This is a genomic window from Arthrobacter bambusae, from assembly GCF_030812595.1.
Classification (GTDB): domain Bacteria; phylum Actinomycetota; class Actinomycetes; order Actinomycetales; family Micrococcaceae; genus Arthrobacter; species Arthrobacter bambusae_B.
Genome location: NZ_JAUSSZ010000010.1, coordinates 95,243 through 111,219, shown reverse-complemented (window position 1 = coordinate 111,219; position 15,977 = coordinate 95,243). Strand labels below are relative to the sequence as shown.

General features: G+C 64.3%; 18 protein-coding genes and 1 tRNA gene. 9 read left to right on the top strand and 10 right to left on the bottom strand.

Translation table 11 applies throughout. The features are described from left to right. Positions 1-26 precede the first annotated feature (26 nt). Entirely contained in the window at positions 27-260 is a 234-nt protein-coding gene (locus J2S96_RS20245) for an SOS response-associated peptidase family protein (protein ID WP_370873120.1), read from the top strand. On the opposite strand, the gene J2S96_RS20240 is transcribed toward J2S96_RS20245, so the two are convergent. From J2S96_RS20240 to J2S96_RS20230, 3 genes are all read right to left on the bottom strand, one after another. Then, the gene (locus J2S96_RS20240; RefSeq protein ID WP_370873123.1) at positions 238-492 is read right to left on the bottom strand and encodes a recombinase family protein; all 255 of its coding nucleotides are present in this window, start codon (positions 490-492) and stop codon (positions 238-240) included. The two genes, J2S96_RS20245 and J2S96_RS20240, sit on opposite strands and share 23 nt — an antisense overlap. 581 nt (positions 493-1,073) lie before the next feature. Beyond that, positions 1,074-1,631, bottom strand: a complete 558-nt coding sequence (locus tag J2S96_RS20235) for a helix-turn-helix domain-containing protein (protein ID WP_370873122.1) — start codon at positions 1,629-1,631, stop codon at positions 1,074-1,076. A 310-nt stretch (positions 1,632-1,941) separates the two neighbouring features. Further along, positions 1,942-2,145: a helix-turn-helix transcriptional regulator gene (locus tag J2S96_RS20230; RefSeq protein WP_370873119.1), complete on the bottom strand. Its 204-nt coding sequence runs from the start codon at positions 2,143-2,145 to the stop codon at positions 1,942-1,944. A 96-nt stretch (positions 2,146-2,241) separates the two neighbouring features. On the opposite strand from J2S96_RS20230, the gene J2S96_RS14515 reads away from it, so the two are divergent. After that, on the top strand, positions 2,242-2,778 hold the full coding sequence (locus tag J2S96_RS14515; RefSeq protein WP_306864880.1) for a helix-turn-helix domain-containing protein: 537 nt from the start codon (positions 2,242-2,244) through the stop codon (positions 2,776-2,778). Further along, positions 2,765-3,898, top strand: a complete 1,134-nt coding sequence (locus J2S96_RS14510) for a site-specific integrase (RefSeq protein WP_306864878.1) — start codon at positions 2,765-2,767, stop codon at positions 3,896-3,898. The genes J2S96_RS14515 and J2S96_RS14510 overlap by 14 nt, the downstream gene beginning before the upstream one ends. 62 nt (positions 3,899-3,960) lie before the next feature. Here J2S96_RS14510 and J2S96_RS14505 read toward each other — a convergent pair. Next, positions 3,961-4,050 (bottom strand) — tRNA-Ser (locus J2S96_RS14505). A 116-nt stretch (positions 4,051-4,166) separates the two neighbouring features. On the opposite strand from J2S96_RS14505, the gene J2S96_RS14500 reads away from it, so the two are divergent. From J2S96_RS14500 to J2S96_RS14490, 3 genes are read left to right on the top strand one after another with little or no spacing between them, the layout of a single operon-like run. Further along, complete coding sequence (locus tag J2S96_RS14500; RefSeq protein ID WP_306864875.1) at positions 4,167-5,276, top strand: zinc-dependent alcohol dehydrogenase; 1,110 nt, start codon at positions 4,167-4,169, stop codon at positions 5,274-5,276. A 2-nt stretch (positions 5,277-5,278) separates the two neighbouring features. Next, the gene (locus tag J2S96_RS14495) at positions 5,279-5,674 is read left to right on the top strand and encodes a 6-pyruvoyl trahydropterin synthase family protein (RefSeq protein ID WP_306864871.1); all 396 of its coding nucleotides are present in this window, start codon (positions 5,279-5,281) and stop codon (positions 5,672-5,674) included. A 57-nt stretch (positions 5,675-5,731) separates the two neighbouring features. Further along, positions 5,732-6,952 carry a DNA glycosylase AlkZ-like family protein gene (locus J2S96_RS14490; protein WP_306864868.1) on the top strand — a complete coding sequence of 407 codons (1,221 nt, stop codon included), beginning with the start codon at positions 5,732-5,734 and terminating at the stop codon, positions 6,950-6,952. A gap of 39 nt (positions 6,953-6,991) precedes the next feature. Here J2S96_RS14490 and J2S96_RS14485 read toward each other — a convergent pair whose 3' ends face one another. The 3 genes from J2S96_RS14485 to J2S96_RS14475 form a co-directional block, all read right to left on the bottom strand. After that, positions 6,992-7,267: an acylphosphatase gene (locus J2S96_RS14485; RefSeq protein WP_306864865.1), complete on the bottom strand. Its 276-nt coding sequence runs from the start codon at positions 7,265-7,267 to the stop codon at positions 6,992-6,994. Beyond that, positions 7,264-7,650 carry a VOC family protein gene (locus J2S96_RS14480; RefSeq protein WP_306864861.1) on the bottom strand — a complete coding sequence of 129 codons (387 nt, stop codon included), beginning with the start codon at positions 7,648-7,650 and terminating at the stop codon, positions 7,264-7,266. Before J2S96_RS14480 ends, J2S96_RS14485 begins: the two co-directional genes overlap by 4 nt. Positions 7,651-7,833: 183 nt before the next feature. Then, positions 7,834-8,343 (bottom strand): nucleoside deaminase, encoded by a 510-nt coding sequence (locus tag J2S96_RS14475; protein WP_306864859.1) that lies wholly within the window; start codon positions 8,341-8,343, stop codon positions 7,834-7,836. Positions 8,344-8,366: 23 nt separating this feature from the next. Here J2S96_RS14475 and upp point away from each other — a divergent pair, with 23 nt between their 5' ends. The 3 genes from upp to J2S96_RS14460 all read left to right on the top strand — a co-directional run bounded on the left by upp (position 8,367) and on the right by J2S96_RS14460 (position 10,260). Next, entirely contained in the window at positions 8,367-9,002 is a 636-nt protein-coding gene (upp, locus tag J2S96_RS14470; protein ID WP_306864856.1) for a uracil phosphoribosyltransferase, read from the top strand. A 148-nt stretch (positions 9,003-9,150) separates the two neighbouring features. Continuing rightward, a complete protein-coding gene (locus J2S96_RS14465; protein WP_306864854.1) occupies positions 9,151-9,528 on the top strand; it encodes a VOC family protein in 378 nt (125 codons plus the stop codon). A gap of 54 nt (positions 9,529-9,582) precedes the next feature. After that, entirely contained in the window at positions 9,583-10,260 is a 678-nt protein-coding gene (locus J2S96_RS14460) for an HAD-IA family hydrolase (RefSeq protein ID WP_306864852.1), read from the top strand. A gap of 14 nt (positions 10,261-10,274) precedes the next feature. Here the strand turns inward: J2S96_RS14460 and J2S96_RS14455 are convergent, their stop codons facing one another. The 3 genes from J2S96_RS14455 to J2S96_RS14445 are packed head-to-tail and all read right to left on the bottom strand — an operon-like array spanning position 10,275 to position 15,940. Continuing rightward, a complete protein-coding gene (locus J2S96_RS14455; protein WP_306864848.1) occupies positions 10,275-12,389 on the bottom strand; it encodes an ArnT family glycosyltransferase in 2,115 nt (704 codons plus the stop codon). A gap of 6 nt (positions 12,390-12,395) precedes the next feature. Beyond that, a complete protein-coding gene (locus J2S96_RS14450; RefSeq protein ID WP_306864845.1) occupies positions 12,396-14,543 on the bottom strand; it encodes a glycosyltransferase family 39 protein in 2,148 nt (715 codons plus the stop codon). After that, positions 14,540-15,940, bottom strand: coding sequence for a bifunctional glycosyltransferase family 2/GtrA family protein (locus J2S96_RS14445; RefSeq protein ID WP_306864843.1), 1,401 nt, complete (start codon positions 15,938-15,940; stop codon positions 14,540-14,542). The genes J2S96_RS14450 and J2S96_RS14445 overlap by 4 nt, the downstream gene beginning before the upstream one ends. Positions 15,941-15,977 lie beyond the last annotated feature (37 nt).

The following is a 15,977-nucleotide window of genomic DNA, read 5'->3' as shown; positions in this document are numbered from 1 at the left end:
TTTGAACCAGCTCGGTCGAGAGTTCGGTGCGCAGCTGGCCGCGGGTGTCGGACCCGAATCATGATGTCACGCCAACGACACACGTGCCATTTCCGCAGGGCCGTTTGGGGGACAGTGTCGTGCGGAGGGAGGCTTCCGCGGGCCGATGGGGCATGATTCCCACATTCGCCAGGGCTTTTGAATCCAAGTTCGCGACCTCCAATGCCGGCAGCGAAGATGGTGCCGATAAGCCCACCTTCAGGAACTCCGTTCACCGTTGACGGAACGTCGTTCCAGCGAGTTTTCTTCAATGTGCTCGCCGCGGGCGGTTTTTGATTTCAGGACTGTTTGGATGGTTCCGGGGCTCCAAGCTTTGCCTCCGCGGGCAGTGGGGATGCCTTCGCGAGTTAGGTGGTTGGCGATGGCAGCGATGGGCATTCCTTCCTGTCGCATGGTTACTATGCGTTGGACTTGCGCGAGGTCTAGGGTTCGCGGACGGCCGACTTGTTTCATCTTGACCGTTTTTGCGAGAGTCTTGGTTTGAAGGCTGGTCTGGCTCGTGGTGTCGGACTTTGCAGTTCGTTTGGGGTGTGAACGTCCCGGTGTTTGGTGGGCCGCAAGAAGCTGAGTGAGGAGGCTGTGGTGTTCGACGACTGTTTTCAGTTCATCGAGGGAAGCCTGGAGCCTGTGGAGGGTCTTCGGTCCCAATACGGTTCTGCCTGTTTGAACTTCGTGCAGGAGCTGTTTCAGACGTGAGTTGGGCTCTTCCTGGTCCCGCTGCTTCTGGGGTCCGGGGTTTGTTGTGTTTTTGGGGAGGTTTTGCATTCGGCAAGCTGCTAACTCTCGGTCGGGGGCTGTCTCGGGCCGGAAGATCCGTGGAAAATGAAGGTTTTTGGCAAGCTACCGACGAAATCGTCGGTAGCTCCAGAGTGTGCCTCAAAGGGTGTTTACATACGCTTCCGAAGCCCCTGATTGCGTAAATCGGGGCGTTCTGGCGCGGGGAAAACGGTGGGATTTCTTGACCTACTCGTTGATGTGCGCGCTCGTTGATGTGCACGCCAGGGTAGAGCAGTTGACAATGGTTGCTCGTTTGACTACGGGAGCACTCCAAGCGGACGGGCCAGTCGCGCGAGCTGACGCTGAGCTAGGAACGCTACTCCGTCTGCGGCCGCTTCCGGGCCGAAACCGCGACAATCGGCGCAAATGCCCGTTGAGTCGATTACGTAGGTGGGACGAACCTGCTCACACGCGGCGCATGGGGTTTCTTTTGGGTTTTTAGTTTTACCCACCACCGCGGCACCCCTCCTGGGACCTCCCAAAGGTGCTTCTTGGAACCTCCCATTTTGGGAGTTCTCAGTCTGGAGGCTCCCATGGGACCCGTCCCCGTGCGAGGTCCCAACTTGTGTCTCCGCAGGATGATAGGTGTCGGCACTCTTGCCCATTCTTAGCCGATAAACCTTCGGCCGATTACCCGGACGGAGTTTGAGCGCTGCATCTTGGTTCCCGTATTCCAGGAGGCCGCAGTCGGTGAGGTGCTTGAGATGGCGCCTTACCGTTGTTTCCCCAAAGCCAGTGGCTTTTACCAGAGTCTCAATGCTCGGGTAGATATCGTTTCCTTCCTTGTCTGCGTAGCTACCCAAGACCACAAGCATCCAGCGCCGTGCAGAGTCTAGCTCGTAGCGCTTTCCGATTTCGTGGGCCCAGCGTTGAGCCTCCCAGCTCACTTGTGGACCGCCTTGAGGAAGACTTTGTCTCGGACTACAACCAATCCACTGTGGTCACCGAGAAGCGTTCCGGACACAACTTCTGGTAAATTTCTACGCCGGTCCAAAGATGTAATGCTAGGCTCGGGCATAAGGTCTCCTAGATCGTAGTGAGCTATTTGGCGCTTCCGGCGCGTTGATTGGCGACGACTCCGAAGCGCCCATTCTTTGCTTGCATGTTGTGGGAGTGGGTTCGCGGTTAGGCACTTGGAAGCGATTGGCCCGTCTGCGATCGGGTCTGTTCGTCAAGCCAGGCTTCTACGTCACTTGCGCGGTACCGAACTCCGCTGCCGACTTTTACGAATTTCGGGCCGATACCCTTGTAGCGCCACTGGGCCAATGCGGGAGCTGTTTTGTGAAGCTTTGCTCCAAGCTCTGCTGCGGTCAGAAGTTCCGATTCCATGAGCCTGCTTTCTCTTATTCAGCGACTTTCACGTCGTATTAGGGACGATAGTTTCTCTACTCGCGTGTTGTCAATCTGGCGTGTATTATTTCTAATATGGCGGAAGACAAGCAGCGCGTTCGTGGACACGACTTAGGACCCACCGGCGAAGCCGTGGCTCGGAATCTCAAGCGATTGCGCGGCGGCTGGACGCTGCGGGCTCTGCAGCAGAGGCTCAAGGATGTAGACCATGAAATCTCCGCGAGCGGCCTCCAGAAAATCGAGGCAGGGGCGAGGAGGGTCGATGTGGACGACCTAGTGGCCCTTGCCGTTGTCTTGGGGGTCAATCCAAACGCGCTCTTGTTCCCATCTTCAGCGGAAGGCCCGGTGGAGGTAACTGGCGCCAAGGTCGGCAACTTGCAAAAGGTCTGGGGCTGGGCAAGTGCTGTCGCTCCGATCGACGGCAACCCTGCCGATTCCGTATCGAAATACAAAGACGATGGCGCGACCCCGCCGTGCAGTGGCGAATTCGACATGCGCCTGGCTGAGCTCGGAGAAAGCATAAATCGGCGCCTGGATGAAATCGGCGAAGACCTTAAGGTCCTCGGGCAGAAAATGGGAATTGGAGGGCCCTCCGCCGATGGCGACGATTGAGCCCTATGACACGACGGCGGGACGGCGTTACCGGGTGCGTTACCGGAAACCTGACCGGACGCAGACGGACAAGCGTGGCTTCCGGACCAAACGTGAAGCAGAACTTTTCCTAGCCTCCGTGGAGGTTTCTAAGGCCCGTGGGGAGTTTGTCGACGCGACGGCCGCCAAGGCACAGATTGGGCAGCTGGGGGCCGAGTGGCTGGCCCGTCAGACGCATTTGAAACCGTCGTCCTTTCGTCCGCTGGAATCCGCCTGGAGGATCCACGTACAGCCTGCCTGGGGGAGCGTCGCCGTGGCGGACGTGCGGAAGACCGCTGTTCAGCAATGGGTCTCAGAAATGACGCTCGGGGATCCGGATGCGGTCCCGGTGCGCAAGCCCAAAGGGGCAACGCTGGTTATCCGGGCCTATGGGGTCCTGGCGGCGATCCTAGACGACGCGGTGAGCGACAGGAGGACCCTCAGCAACCCTGCCCGAGGAGTCTCGTTGCCCCGGAAGGTGAAGAAACCTCACGTCTACCTCAGCCATGAGCAAGTGCACGCGCTGGCTGCCGCGAGCAAATACCCCGTGCTGGTCTTGGTGCTGGCTTACTGCGGGATCCGGTGGGGTGAAGCTACCGGACTGCGGGTCAAGCATCTGGACATGCTTAGGCGCCGCCTCATGATCGAAGAGAACGCCGTCCAGGTCGGCTCCGTGATCGAGGTGGGCACTCCAAAGAACCACAAGAAACGAACCGTGCCTTTCCCGCGGTTCCTTGGCGAGCGTCTGGCGCAGCAGTGCGAGGGCAAGGCCCGGGATGATCTGGTGTTCCCTGGTGACGATGGGCACCATTTGCGCCTGGCTCGGGTGCATGAGGACAACATGAGCTGGTTTGCCGGCGCAGTGAAGCGCTCCGGGGTTCCTCGGATCACGCCTCATGACTTGCGGCACTCGGCGGCTAGCTTCGCAGTATCGGCCGGCGCGAACGTGAAAGTGGTCCAGAAGATGCTTGGTCACAGCTCGGCGGCCATGACCCTGGACATCTACGCGGACCTGTTTGACGGGGACTTGGACAGCGTTGCTGACGCTCTGGATCACGCTGTCTCTCTGGCAAGTGTGGGCAAAATGTGGGCAAACCCCTAATTCTGGCAAAGCGAAAGGCCCCGGATCCCTTTGCAAACAAAGGGATCCGGGGCCTTCTCATGTGGCGGTGACGGTGGGATTTGAACCCACGTTGGCTTTTACACCAAACAACATTTCGAGTGTTGCACCTTCGGCCGCTCGGACACGTCACCAACTGAAATAGGGTACCGGAGTGGTGGCCTGTTCCCCAAAACGGGAGGTCGGCAGCCACTTAGTAAGTAGGCTTCGCTTTCGTTATCCCGGCCGCACGACTAGATTCGCAAGCACGATGACTCACACAGACGAAACCCCGGACACAGACGAAACCCCGGACACAGGCACCCGAAACACAGACGCCCTGCAAACGGACAAGCAAACGGAAACGGACACGCACCCGCCCGCACAAGCGCTGGCCTACTGGACCGTGGCCCCCTGCCAAGGCGAGCTCCGGAGCGAGGAACTCCCGGCTCCGGCCCAGGACGAGGCTTTGGTCAGGGCCTTGTATTCCGGTATCAGCAGGGGCACCGAGCTCGTGGTCCACGAAGCCAATGTCCCGCCACGGATCGCGGAAGCGATGCGGGCACCCCATCAGACAGGGGATTTTCCCGGGCCGGTCAAGTTCGGCTATCTGTCGGTCGGCGTCGTTGAAGCGGGGCCCGAAGACTGGATCGGGCAGCATGTCTTTTGCCTGCACCCGCATCAGGACCGCTACGTCGTACCTCTCACCTCACTCACGCGGATTCCCGACGGCGTGCCCGCACGTCGCGCCGTGCTCACGGGCATCGCGGAGATCGCCCTCAACGCCCTGTGGGAGGCCGGGCCCCGGCTCGGTGACCGGATCGCCGTCGTCGGGGCTGGACTCGTGGGTGGCATGACCGCAGCATTGCTGCGCAGCTTCCCGCTGGAGCGCCTGCAACTCGTGGAGACAGATCCGGGGAAGCGCCGATTCGTGGAATCCCTCGGCGTGGAATTCGTGCTTCCGGAGGACGCAAAGCAGGACTGCGACATCGTGTTCCATTGTTCAGCCACCGACGGCGGCCTGGCTCAAAGCTTGCAATTGGCCGGGGACGAGGGCGAGATCATTGAGATGTCCTGGTACGGGGACCGGGCAGTCTCCCTGCCGTTGGGAGAAGACTTCCATGCCCGGCGGCTCTCCATCCGAGCCAGCCAGGTCGGCGTGGTTGCACGTTCGAGGCGGCACCGCCGCACCACAAGCGAGCGGCTGGAGCTTGCCGTGTCCCTCCTGCGGGACCCCGCGTTCGACGCCTTCCTCACTGGAGAGTCGCAGTTCGAGCAACTCCCGGAGGTCTTCCACGCCTTGGAAAACGGCGAGCTGGATGTTCTTTGCCGCGTCATCAATTACCCCGAGCCCCTGCAGCAGGAAAGGAACGAGGCCTAACCATGTTCAGCCTTACCGTCCGCCAGCATTTCATGATCGCCCACAGCCTTCCGCGGGAGGCGTTCGGCCCGGCCCAAGGACTCCACGGAGCCACGTTCGTCGCCGAGGTGACGTTCCGCCGGGCAGCACTGAACGACGACGCAATCGTGCTGGACATCGGCGCAGCCGGAACTATCTTGGACGAGGTGCTGGCAGGCCTCAACTACAGGAACCTCGACGAACACCCGGACTTCGCCGGCCAGCTCACGACGACGGAAGTGCTGGCCCGCTTCATCGCTGAGGCGGTCGCGGCGAAAGTCCGCGAGAGCGACGACGGCGGCGCGCTCGCCGGCGTCGACGTCATCCTCCGGGAGCACCCAGACGCCTGGGCGGGCTTCTCGCTGGATTTCGAGCAATAGACCGCTAGCTTGCGCGTGACTGCTCCGGATGGCGGGCGAACGGTGCAGAATGGGGCCATGACGTCTGCGGCGCTTTCCACACAAAAGCTCACCCCGGAACTCCTCCGCGCCTGGGCGTGGCATAGGCAAGGCCTGGACGGCTCCTTGGCAGGCAAGACGTCCGAGGAAGTGCTGGACCGCGCGGGCTGGGCCCGCTCCGTGGGCGGGGCCAACCCCTACCTGACGCTCTTCGCCCGTGCAGGGATCCGGCGCGAACAGATGGACCGTGACGTCGCCGAGTTGCGGATCCACGAACTCCCCACGGCCCGCGGATGCACCTACGTCCTCGGCCGCAAGGACTTCGCCTGGGGCCTCCAGCTTGGCCGCGACGCAGCGTTGGCGACATTCAAGGTCTTGGCCCGGCTCGGCGTCGAACGCGGTGAGATCACCCTGCTCGAAGAGCAGGTCCTGCATACCCTCATGGAATCCAGCGACCCCATGGATCCGAAGCAGCTCAAGGACGAGCTAGGCGAATCCGTCCGCAGCCTGGGCGAAGAAGGCAAAAAGAAGGGTGCGTCCACCACCCTCCCCACGGCGTTGGGCCTCCTGCAAGCCGACGGACGCATCCGCCGCGTACCCGTCAATGGTCGCCTTGACCAGCAGCGCTACGCCTACACGTCGTGGGCGCTCCCGCCCAGCACCCTCGACGACGACGCCGCCCGAACGCGCTTGATCGAGCGATACTTGCGGTGGACCGGTGGCGCGACGTTCAAGCAGAGCCAATGGTTCACGGGCTTCACTGTCGCGCAGAGCAAGACGGCCCTTGGCGCCGTCGGCGCCGTCGAAGTGGGCACAGCTGCAGGCGAGCCGCTCTGGATGCTGCCCGACGACGTCGACCACCTTTCCGCGTTCGAGGCACCGCGGGAGGAACAGATCCAGCTTCTGGCCGGGACGGACTCTTTGGTGCTGCTGCGCAGGAACTCGGCGGAAATGCTGGCTGAAGCGGATCGGGGCCGGAAGGTCTTGGACGCCACCCTGGGGCTGCAGGCAGACCTGTCAGACCACCCGATCCTGGACCGGGGGAGGATCATCGGGCTGTGGCAGTACGATCCGGGCAAGGAACGCATCGCGGCCTGGACGTTCGACAAGCCCACCGCGGCTGTCACTCAGCGGATCAGTGAGGTGGAGAGCTGGATCCGCGAGGACCTCGGCGACTTCCGCTCGTTCAGCCTGGACTCGGCGGCCTCGCGGCAGAAGCGCATTGACGCCCTGGACAGGGCGAACGCCGCGAACGCCTAAGCCTGGTTCGGCCCGGGGCGGGCTTAGCCTACGTCTGGTTCAGTCCACCCAGAAACCGGAGAACTCGCCGGTGGCTTGAGTGAAGGTGGCATCCACGTTTTTCACGCGTCCGGGGGCGTCCCGGGATTGCAGCCATTCGAGCAAGGAGTCCACGGCGTCGCGTTCACCTTCAGCGATTACCTGCACCGAGCCGTCCATCTGGTTGGCTGCCTCTCCGGTCAGCCCCAATAGTCGGGCTTGGTGCATGGTCGAGTAGCGGAATCCGACGCCCTGGACGCGCCCGGTCACCATGGCAATGACGCGTACTTGGCTCATGCGGCACCCGATCCATACGGTCTCGTGATCGCCTCCAGCAAATGCCCGTCCGGATCCGCGAAGTAGACGCCACGGCCGCCGTCGTTGTGGTTGATCTGCTGCGGGCGGGACCGTGCAGGGTCCGCCCAGTAGGGGATGTCCTCGGCCTGGATCCGGGCGAAGATCCCGTCGAAGTCGTCTTCGCTGACCAGGAAGGCATAGTGCTGGGGGGAGATGGGCCGGTCCGCGGTCGCGAAATCAAGGGCCACCCCTTGGTCAAGGGACACGGTCACGAAGGACCACATGGGTCGCGGCGCGGCCAGTCCAAACACCTTGGCCAGGAACTCCGCGGAACGGCGCTTGTCCGTCGCGTAGACGATGGTGTGGTTGAACGAGACGGTCATGAGGTCCTCCGTGGTGTGCGTTCTGAGACCATCTGACGTCCAACGGACCGGCAATTGCAAGGCCCTTTTGACCACTACGCGACACATTCTGCTGGATCATTCCTTGCTCCTCGGGTCCGCTGCCGCGTGATTCCGGGGGTGCGGGGAATTGGCCCTTCGAATGATTGAGCAGAATGTGAAGTGCTACATCCGGTGGGCTGCGAAGAAATCGCGGAGCAACACCGAACACTCCTCTTCGCGGACGCCGGGGTAGACCTCCACCCAGTGATTGAGCCGGCGCTCCCGCAGGATATCGAACACCGATCCGACGGCGCCGGCCTTCTCGTCCCAGGCGCCGAAGACCACCCGTGGAATCCGGGCCAGCACAATGGCTCCGGCGCACATCGCACACGGCTCAAGCGTCACCACAAGGGTGCAATCCTCGAGCCGCCAGCCGTCCCCGCCTTCGCCCAGTTCGAGGGCGTGGCGGTGAAGAGCCGCGGCCGCCTCGCGGATGGCGACGATCTCGGCGTGCGCCGTTGGGTCTCCGTGCGCTTCCCGCTCGTTCCTTCCGGCACCCAGCACGCCGCCGTCGGGCCCCAGAACGACGGCGCCGATCGGCACATCCTCAGTCTCCAGCGCCCGCCGGGCCTCGTCCAGGGCCAGGCCCATCCAGGCCGCGTGCTCTGCGTGATAAGGATCGTTGGTGCTCATGCCTCAATGATAGTTTTGGAGTCATGCGCACACTCGTCGTGGACCACCCGCTGGTCGCTCACAAGCTCACCGTTCTGCGGGATAAGAACACTCCTTCACCGGTCTTCCGGCAACTCACCGAAGAACTCGTCACCCTGCTGGCCTACGAGGCCACCCGCGAGGTCAGGACCGAAGCGGTAGAGATCGAAACCCCTGTCACGAAGGCGATCGGTACCGCCTTCACCAAGCCGACGCCCTTGGTGGTCCCCATCCTGCGCGCAGGCCTCGGCATGCTCGAGGGCATGACCAAGCTGGTCCCCACCGCAGAAGTGGGCTTCCTGGGCATGGCCCGCGACGAAGAAACCCTGGACATCATCACCTACGCCGAACGCCTCCCCGAGGACCTCACCGGCCGCCAGATCTTCGTGCTGGACCCCATGCTCGCCACCGGCGGCACCCTGCGCGAAGCCATCAAGTTCCTCTTCAAGCGCGGCGCCTCGGACGTTACGTGCATCTGCCTGCTGGCCGCCCCGGAGGGCCTGAGCAAGCTGGAAGAAGAGCTTTCCGGAGCCAACGTGAAGATCGTCCTCGCGTCGATCGACGAAAGGCTCAACGAGAAGTCCTACATCGTTCCAGGCCTGGGCGACGCCGGAGACCGCCTCTACGGCGTGGCTGGCTAATAAGTCCGTTCCGCGAATTCGTGGGTGCGGGCCGTGGACTGTGTTCCGGAACGCAGCCCACGGCCCGCACCCACGGTCTCGGCGGGTCCGCGGAGCCCGAGCGATCGCCCCCTACCGGTTTTCCGGCTCCGCGGATAGCCTTTGGCGCATGGACTGGAAACTTGAACTTGTGTTTGTCCCTGTGTCCGATGTGGACCGCGCCAAGGATTTCTACGTCAACAAGGTGGGCTTCAACGCCGACTACGACGAGCGCCCCACGGACGGCATCCGCTTCGTCCAACTGACGCCGCCGGGCTCGGCCTGTTCCATCTGTATCGGCGAGGGCCTCAACGACGCGCCTCCAGGCACCGCCCCCAGCCTGCAGATGGTAGTGAGCGACATCCAGGAGGCCCACAGCCAGCTCAAGGCCAACGGGGTTGAGGTCAGCGAGATCGACGTCCAGGATTGGGGCCAGTTTGTGTACTTCGCCGATCCGGACGGCAACAAATGGGCCGTGCAGTACATCCCCCACAGGCCCAACGGCTAGGACTCACACCGCAAGAGTTGGGCCGCGGAGCCGATGCGCAGGCAGGATGGATACATGAACTTGCCTGCCGAAGCCGTGAAAATGCTGACCGTCCGGGCTGTCCTCTTCGACATGGACGGCACTTTGGTGGATTCCACCGCGATCGTGGAGCAAGTGTGGGGCGAATTCGCCGGCCGGTATGGACTGGATATCGACGAGATCCTGCGGACTTCGCACGGGGTACAGGCCAAGGACACGGTGCGCCGTTTCGCCCCGGCTGGAGCTGACATCGACGCGCTCGCCGAGGAACTCGGAGGCATGGAGCGGACCCGGACGGAAGGGATCGTGGCGTTGCCCGGTGCCGCGGAACTGCTGCGGTCCTTGCCTGCCGACGCCTTCGCCATGGTCACCTCGGCCGATCGGATCCTCGCCGGGGTGCGCATGAAGGCAGCCGGACTCGAGATGCCTGCGACCACGGTTACCTCTGAGGCCGTGACCCGCGGCAAGCCCGATCCTGAAGGTTACCTCTCGGCAGCCGCGCTGCTGGGTGCCGAGCCGGCCGACGTCGTCGTCTTCGAAGATGCCCCGGCGGGAATCGCGGCCGCCATCGCTGCTGGAATGACCACCATCGTGGTGGGTGGCAACGGCGGACCGACGGCGGACGGGCTGTGGCAGATCCCGGACTACTCCGGGATCGCCGCCACAGTCACCGCCGACGCCGAAGGCCGCCAGCTGATCGAGCTCCGGTTCTAGGGCTAACCCCGGCCTCAGCGGGCCAGCCCGTACACCGTGGTCCCGCCGATGGTCTGGGTTTGGAAGTTCGCGGCCACCCACTCTGCGATCCGGGCAGGGGCATCCGATCCGCTGGTGGCCTGCATGGTCCCGCCTGCGATGAAGTAGTGGATCTTCCCCTGTGCCACGAGCTGCTGGAACTGTTCGAGCGTAGGGGACGGATCCGTGCCGTTGAAGCCACCCACTGCCATGACGGGCAGTCCGGTGGCCAGCTGGTAGCCTGCCGCGTTGTTGGAACCCACGACGGCGGCGGCCCACGTGTAGTTGGAGGCGCCGGTTTTCAATGCGGCGACCATTGCCGACGACGGCGTGGTGGCGCCGAGCAAGCCGGCCATACCGCCGCCTTGCCGGTTCCCGCCAAAGCCGCCGCCCTGGGTGCCCGGCTGCTGGAGGGCTTGCGGGGGAGTGTTCTGGGCTGCGTTTTGTCCGGTGTTCTGGCCGGTGTTTTGGCCGAGGCCACTTGCGCCGAAGCCGCCCCGGCCGCCGAAGCCACCTGCACCAAAGCCGCCGAACGTGATTGTCGGACCGGCGCTGGGGATTGCGCCGCTATGCGTCACGGATGCAGTTGAGATGGAGTACACCAGGGGACCGGCCAAGGAGGCCGCGAGGGCGAGCACTGCCGTCGTGCGCTGAAGAATGCGGGAAGTGAAGCGGCCGGAGAGTACCAGCCCGGCCGCGGCCACTAACGCCCCCAAGAGCACCGCCCAGCGGAACAGCGGAGCATACGCGTTAGTGCCGCCCAGAACGCCGAAGGTCGTGATTCCCGCCGCGGCTACTGCCGCGGCGAGCATGACGGCCGCGACGGGCTGCGCGCGGTGTTGCCACAAGAGCACCCCGCCCAAGCCCGCGAGCCCGGCGATGCCCGGGGCCAAGGCCACTGCGTAGTAGGGATGGATGATGCCTGCCATGAAGCTGAAAACCAGCCCGGTAACAAACACCCAGGAACCCCACACGATCACCGAGGCCCGCACGGAATCGGTGCGCGGAGCACGCCGGCCGAGCCACAACAGTGCGGCCCCGAGCACCAGCACTGAGGGGAGCAACCACGCGATCTGGCCGCCGAACTCGCTGTTGAACATACGGAACAAACCGGGAACTCCCCAGCCGTTGCCGCCCCCGACGCTGCCGGTCTCCTGGCCGCTCAGCCGGCCGAAGCCGTTGTAGCCGAGCGTCAGTTCCAGGATGGAGTTGTTCTGGGAGCCACCGATGTACGGCCGCATGTTCGCCGGAATGAGTTCGACGGCGGCGAGCCACCAGCTGGCCGAGACCACCATGGCTGTCCCGGCGCCGAGCAGCCGAAGCAGGCGACGCCCCACCCCGCCCGGTGCGGCAACCAGGTACGCCAAGGCAAAACCAGGAACCACCAGCAGGACTTGGAGTTGCTTGGTGAGGAAGCCGAAGCCCAGGCACACCCCGGCCAGAAGGAGCCAGCGCAGCTTGTTGTCCTGGATGGACCGCAGCGTGGCGTAGCCGGCTGCCGTCATGAGCAGCACCAGCAGGGCGTCCGGGTTGTTGAACCGGAATATGAGGGTCGCTACCGGGGTGATGGCCAGGACGACGGCGGCCAGCAAGCCGGCCCGGTGGGCGAGCCGTGGATCTCCTGTGGCGGGTGCCGCAGCCCGCCGGACCGCCAGATATAGCAGCCAAGCCGTGGCAACGCCCATGAGCGCCTCGGGAACCAGGATGCTCCAGGAGCTCAGCCCGAAGATCCGTACCGACAGGTCCATGATCCAGAGCGAGGCCGGAGGCTTGTCCACCGTGATGGAGTTGGCGGCGTCGGACGATCCAAAGAACCACGCCGTCCAATTCTGCGAACCGGCCTGGGCCGCGGCTGAGTAGAACGGGTTGGCCCAGCCCGAAGCGCCGAGGTTCCAGAGATACAGGACCGCGGTTGCGAGGAGCACGAAACCGAGTTCCACCCGGTGCCGCAAAGCATGCGGATTAGGGTCGCGGCGGGACTTTCTGGTCAAAGCGGACCGGTTGCGCCCGCCCCCTCTCTGGGGAGTGGCCGCCACCTGCGGCTCCACCGAACCCGTGGGAGCCGGCTGCACTGGTTTGGAAGCGGTGTCCGTGGAATAGGAAGTGGTCATCGGAATCTACTTTGTCAGCTTGTACACGGTGGAGCTGCCCACCGTCTGGGCTTGGAAATTGGATTGTACCCACGCGGCAACGTCGGAGCTGCCGCTTTGGCCTCCGAAGCCACCACCGCCGCCCATGCCGCCGCCCGCGATGTAGTAAGCGATCTGTCCCTTGGCCACCATGTCCTGGAACTGCGCCAGCGTGGGGTAGGGATCGCCGCCGTTCCAGCCACCGAGTGCGATCACGTTGGTGTTCGTAGCGAGCTCGAGGCTTGCGGCCTGGGAGGCACCCGATACGATCGCCGACCACTTCGTGGTGGTGGATGTCAGCAGTGCGGTCAGCCCGGCGTCGGCCGCTCCCTCGGAAACGGGCCCTCCCACCTGACCCGAGCTACCAGCACCCGAGCTACCAGCAGCCGAGCCACCAGCACCCGCGCTGAACCCTCCGGTACGGTTTCCGAAACCCCGCATGGCGGAGCCTGAAGGGCCCGACGTCGGGATGGAACCGGAGTGAGCGGTAGCCGCCGTCGCGAGCGTCCACGCTGCGGTTCCGAGACCGCCGGCAAGAAGGGAAACGACGACGACGGCCGCGGCCGCCGCGTTCCGGAACCTGCCAGCGGTATTTTGGCCCGCAAAGCGCGGTGAGTCGAGGCGAAGCAGGATTGCTGCGGCAGCCACCACACCCAGGACGACGATCACGCTGCGCAACCATGGAAGCCATGAGGAGTCACGGCCCAGGAGAACCGCGGACCAGGCAGAACTACCGAGGACTACGACGGCCAGGACGATCCTGGCAGGCCAATATCCGCGGCCGCGCCACAGTTCCACGCTGCCGATGCCCACCAAGGAAGCGATTGCCGGTGCGAGCGCTACAGCGTAGTAGGGGTGGACGATGCCGCTCATGAAGCTGAAGACGCCCGCCGTAACCACAAGCCATCCGCCCCACAGGATAAGCGCGGCACGGGTGCGGGAGGCTCGCGCTTCCCGGCGTGTGAACCACAGGCCAGCTGCCAGCAGAATCAGTGCAGCCGGGAGAAGCCACGACACCTCAGCACCGAAGCTCGTGCCGAACATGCGGGTGATCCCGGCAGCTCCGCCGAAAGCGGTGTTGCCACCACCTCCGCCGAAAGCGGTGTTGCCACCACCTCCGCCGAAGCCGAAGCCGCCGAGAGTGCCACCATCAGGTGCGCCAGCCGCCCCGCCTCCGCCCGCCCCGCCTCCGCCCGGCGTGCCTTCGCCCGAACCGGTGATGCGGGACAGCCCGTTGTAGCCGAAGGTCAACTCAAGGAAGCTATTGGTAGTCGATCCTGCCATGTAGGGCCGCGCCGAAGCCGGAGTCAGCTGGAAAAGGGCAACATAGCTGCCCGCTACTACAGCGATGCCGGCCAACGCGGCGAGCAGGTGTAGCAACCGCCGCCGCAACGGGGTGGGGGCGGCCCAGAGGTATGCGAGTCCCAAGCCCGGAACAATCAGGAAGCCCTGCAGCATCTTGCTCAGGAACGCCAGGCCCACCACCGCGCCTGCTGCGGCCAGCCACTTCCATCCCGCGCGCTCGATGGCTCGGGTGGTGAAGTACGCAGCCAGCACCAGGCACAGGGTCAGCATGGCGTCGGGATTGTTGAAGCGGAACATGAGCGCCGCCACAGGCGTCAGCGCCAACGCGCCGCCGGCGAGCAGGCCTGCGCCCGGCCCGGAGACCCGTTTGACCGTCAAATAGAGGAGACCGACGGCGGCCACGCCCATCAGCGCCTCGGGAACCAGCATGCTCAGGGGCGAGAAACCGAAGATTCGGCCCGCCAATGCAGGAATCCACAATGCGGCCGGCGGCTTGTCCACCGTGATGGCGTTGCCGGCGTCGAGCGAACCGAACAGAAACGCCGTCCAGTCCTTGGTGCCGGCCTGGATGGCTGCGGCATAGAAGGAGTTTCCGTATCCGGTCGCCGCGAGGTTCCAGAGATAGAGGAAGGCAGTGGCCACGAGGAGTCCGGCAGCGGACGGACGCACCCAGCGGGGCTGCCGCCCGAAGGCATATCGGTTCCAACGCGGCGTGGCGCCGGGGGTTGACGGGCCGGTCGAATGAGGGCCCTGCGGTGCATGGCCGGTCCCGACGGCGCCGGCATTTCCCGCGGCGGGTCCTCCGCTCGAGGGGGTGATCGTGGAGGTCATGATCCTGCCGTTTCTGTGCGCGTTTTGGCTTGTGTGGCAGGTGCTGCCGTTTTCCCTGCGGGCTGCCGGAATACCCAAAGCCGGAACAATAGGAAGCGGACTGCGGTGGCGGCGAGGTTCGCCCCGACCACGGTGAGGAGCTCGCCCCAGCGGTCCGCCGACGTCGTACGGTGCACCAAGGCGAGTGCCCCCGACGTGAGCGCGAGGCCGATTCCGAAGACGATTAATCCCTCGAAGTGGTGCCGAACGGGATTGCCGCCCTGGATGCCGAAAGTGAAGCGCCGGTTGGCACCGGTGTTGGCGATGGCTGTGGCGAGCAACGCCAGGAAGTTGGCCAGTTGCGGGTCCATGAAGCCGCGGCAGAACAGGAAGATGAGCACATAGGCGAGCGTGGAAGCAGCGCCGATAGCGGCGAAGCGGACCAGCTGCCCGAAAAGGCTGCTGCGCGGGCTCTGCTCGGCGGTGCGGGACGACGCCGGGAGCGGCCCGCGTGCAAGTGCTGCCCGGAGTTCCGGAACGGGGATGCGGCCCGAGACGAGGTCCTTGGTGAGCCGGACCATGCCACGTATGTCGGCCAAGGCGGTGCGCACCACGTCGACGCTGGAGTTGGGATCATCGATCCAGTCAACGGGAACTTCGTGGACCCGGAGGCCGCAGCGTTCGGCGAGGACCAGGAGTTCAGTGTCGAAGAACCACGAGTTGTCCATGGTGTGGGGGAGGATCTGCCGGGCGACATCGGCCCGGATGGCTTTGAAGCCGCACTGGGCATCGCTGAAGCGCGCGCCCAGGAACGAGTGCAGCATCAGGTTGTAGCTGCGCGAAATGAACTCGCGCTTGGGGCCGCGGACAACCCTCGAGCTGCGGGTCAGCCGTGTGCCAATGGCGAGGTCCGAGTGGCCGGAGATCAACGGCGCCAAAAGGGGCGCCAGAGCGGCGAGGTCCGTTGAAAGGTCCACGTCCATGTAAGCGAGGACCGGCGACGGCGATGCGAGCCACACCGTGCGCAGGGCGTTGCCGCGGCCTTTTTCGTCCAAGTGGACCACCGCGAGTTCGGGCAGTTCCCTGGCCACTCGCTCCGCGATCTTCAATGTGCCGTCCGTGCTCGCATTGTCCGCAACGGTGATGCGGAAGCCGTGCGGGAAGGATTCGCGCAAGTGGCCGTGAAGCCTGCGCAGGCATTCCTCAAGGTCGCGTTCCTCATTGAAGACCGGGATCGTGACATCGAGGACGGGGACGGCGGCGTGCGTGTCCACAGGAGCGCGCCGCACCGTGCCGCGTTGAGCGAAGGTGTCAGCTTGGCCGTGGATGTTGGGTTCGTGGATGTTGGGTTCGAGCGGAAGGCCCGGCGGCACCACCGCGGGGTCCTTCAGGGTTCCGGTGGATTCGATGAGCGTCATGTATCCAGAGTGAGGGTGCCTAATATGAGGGCTTTAG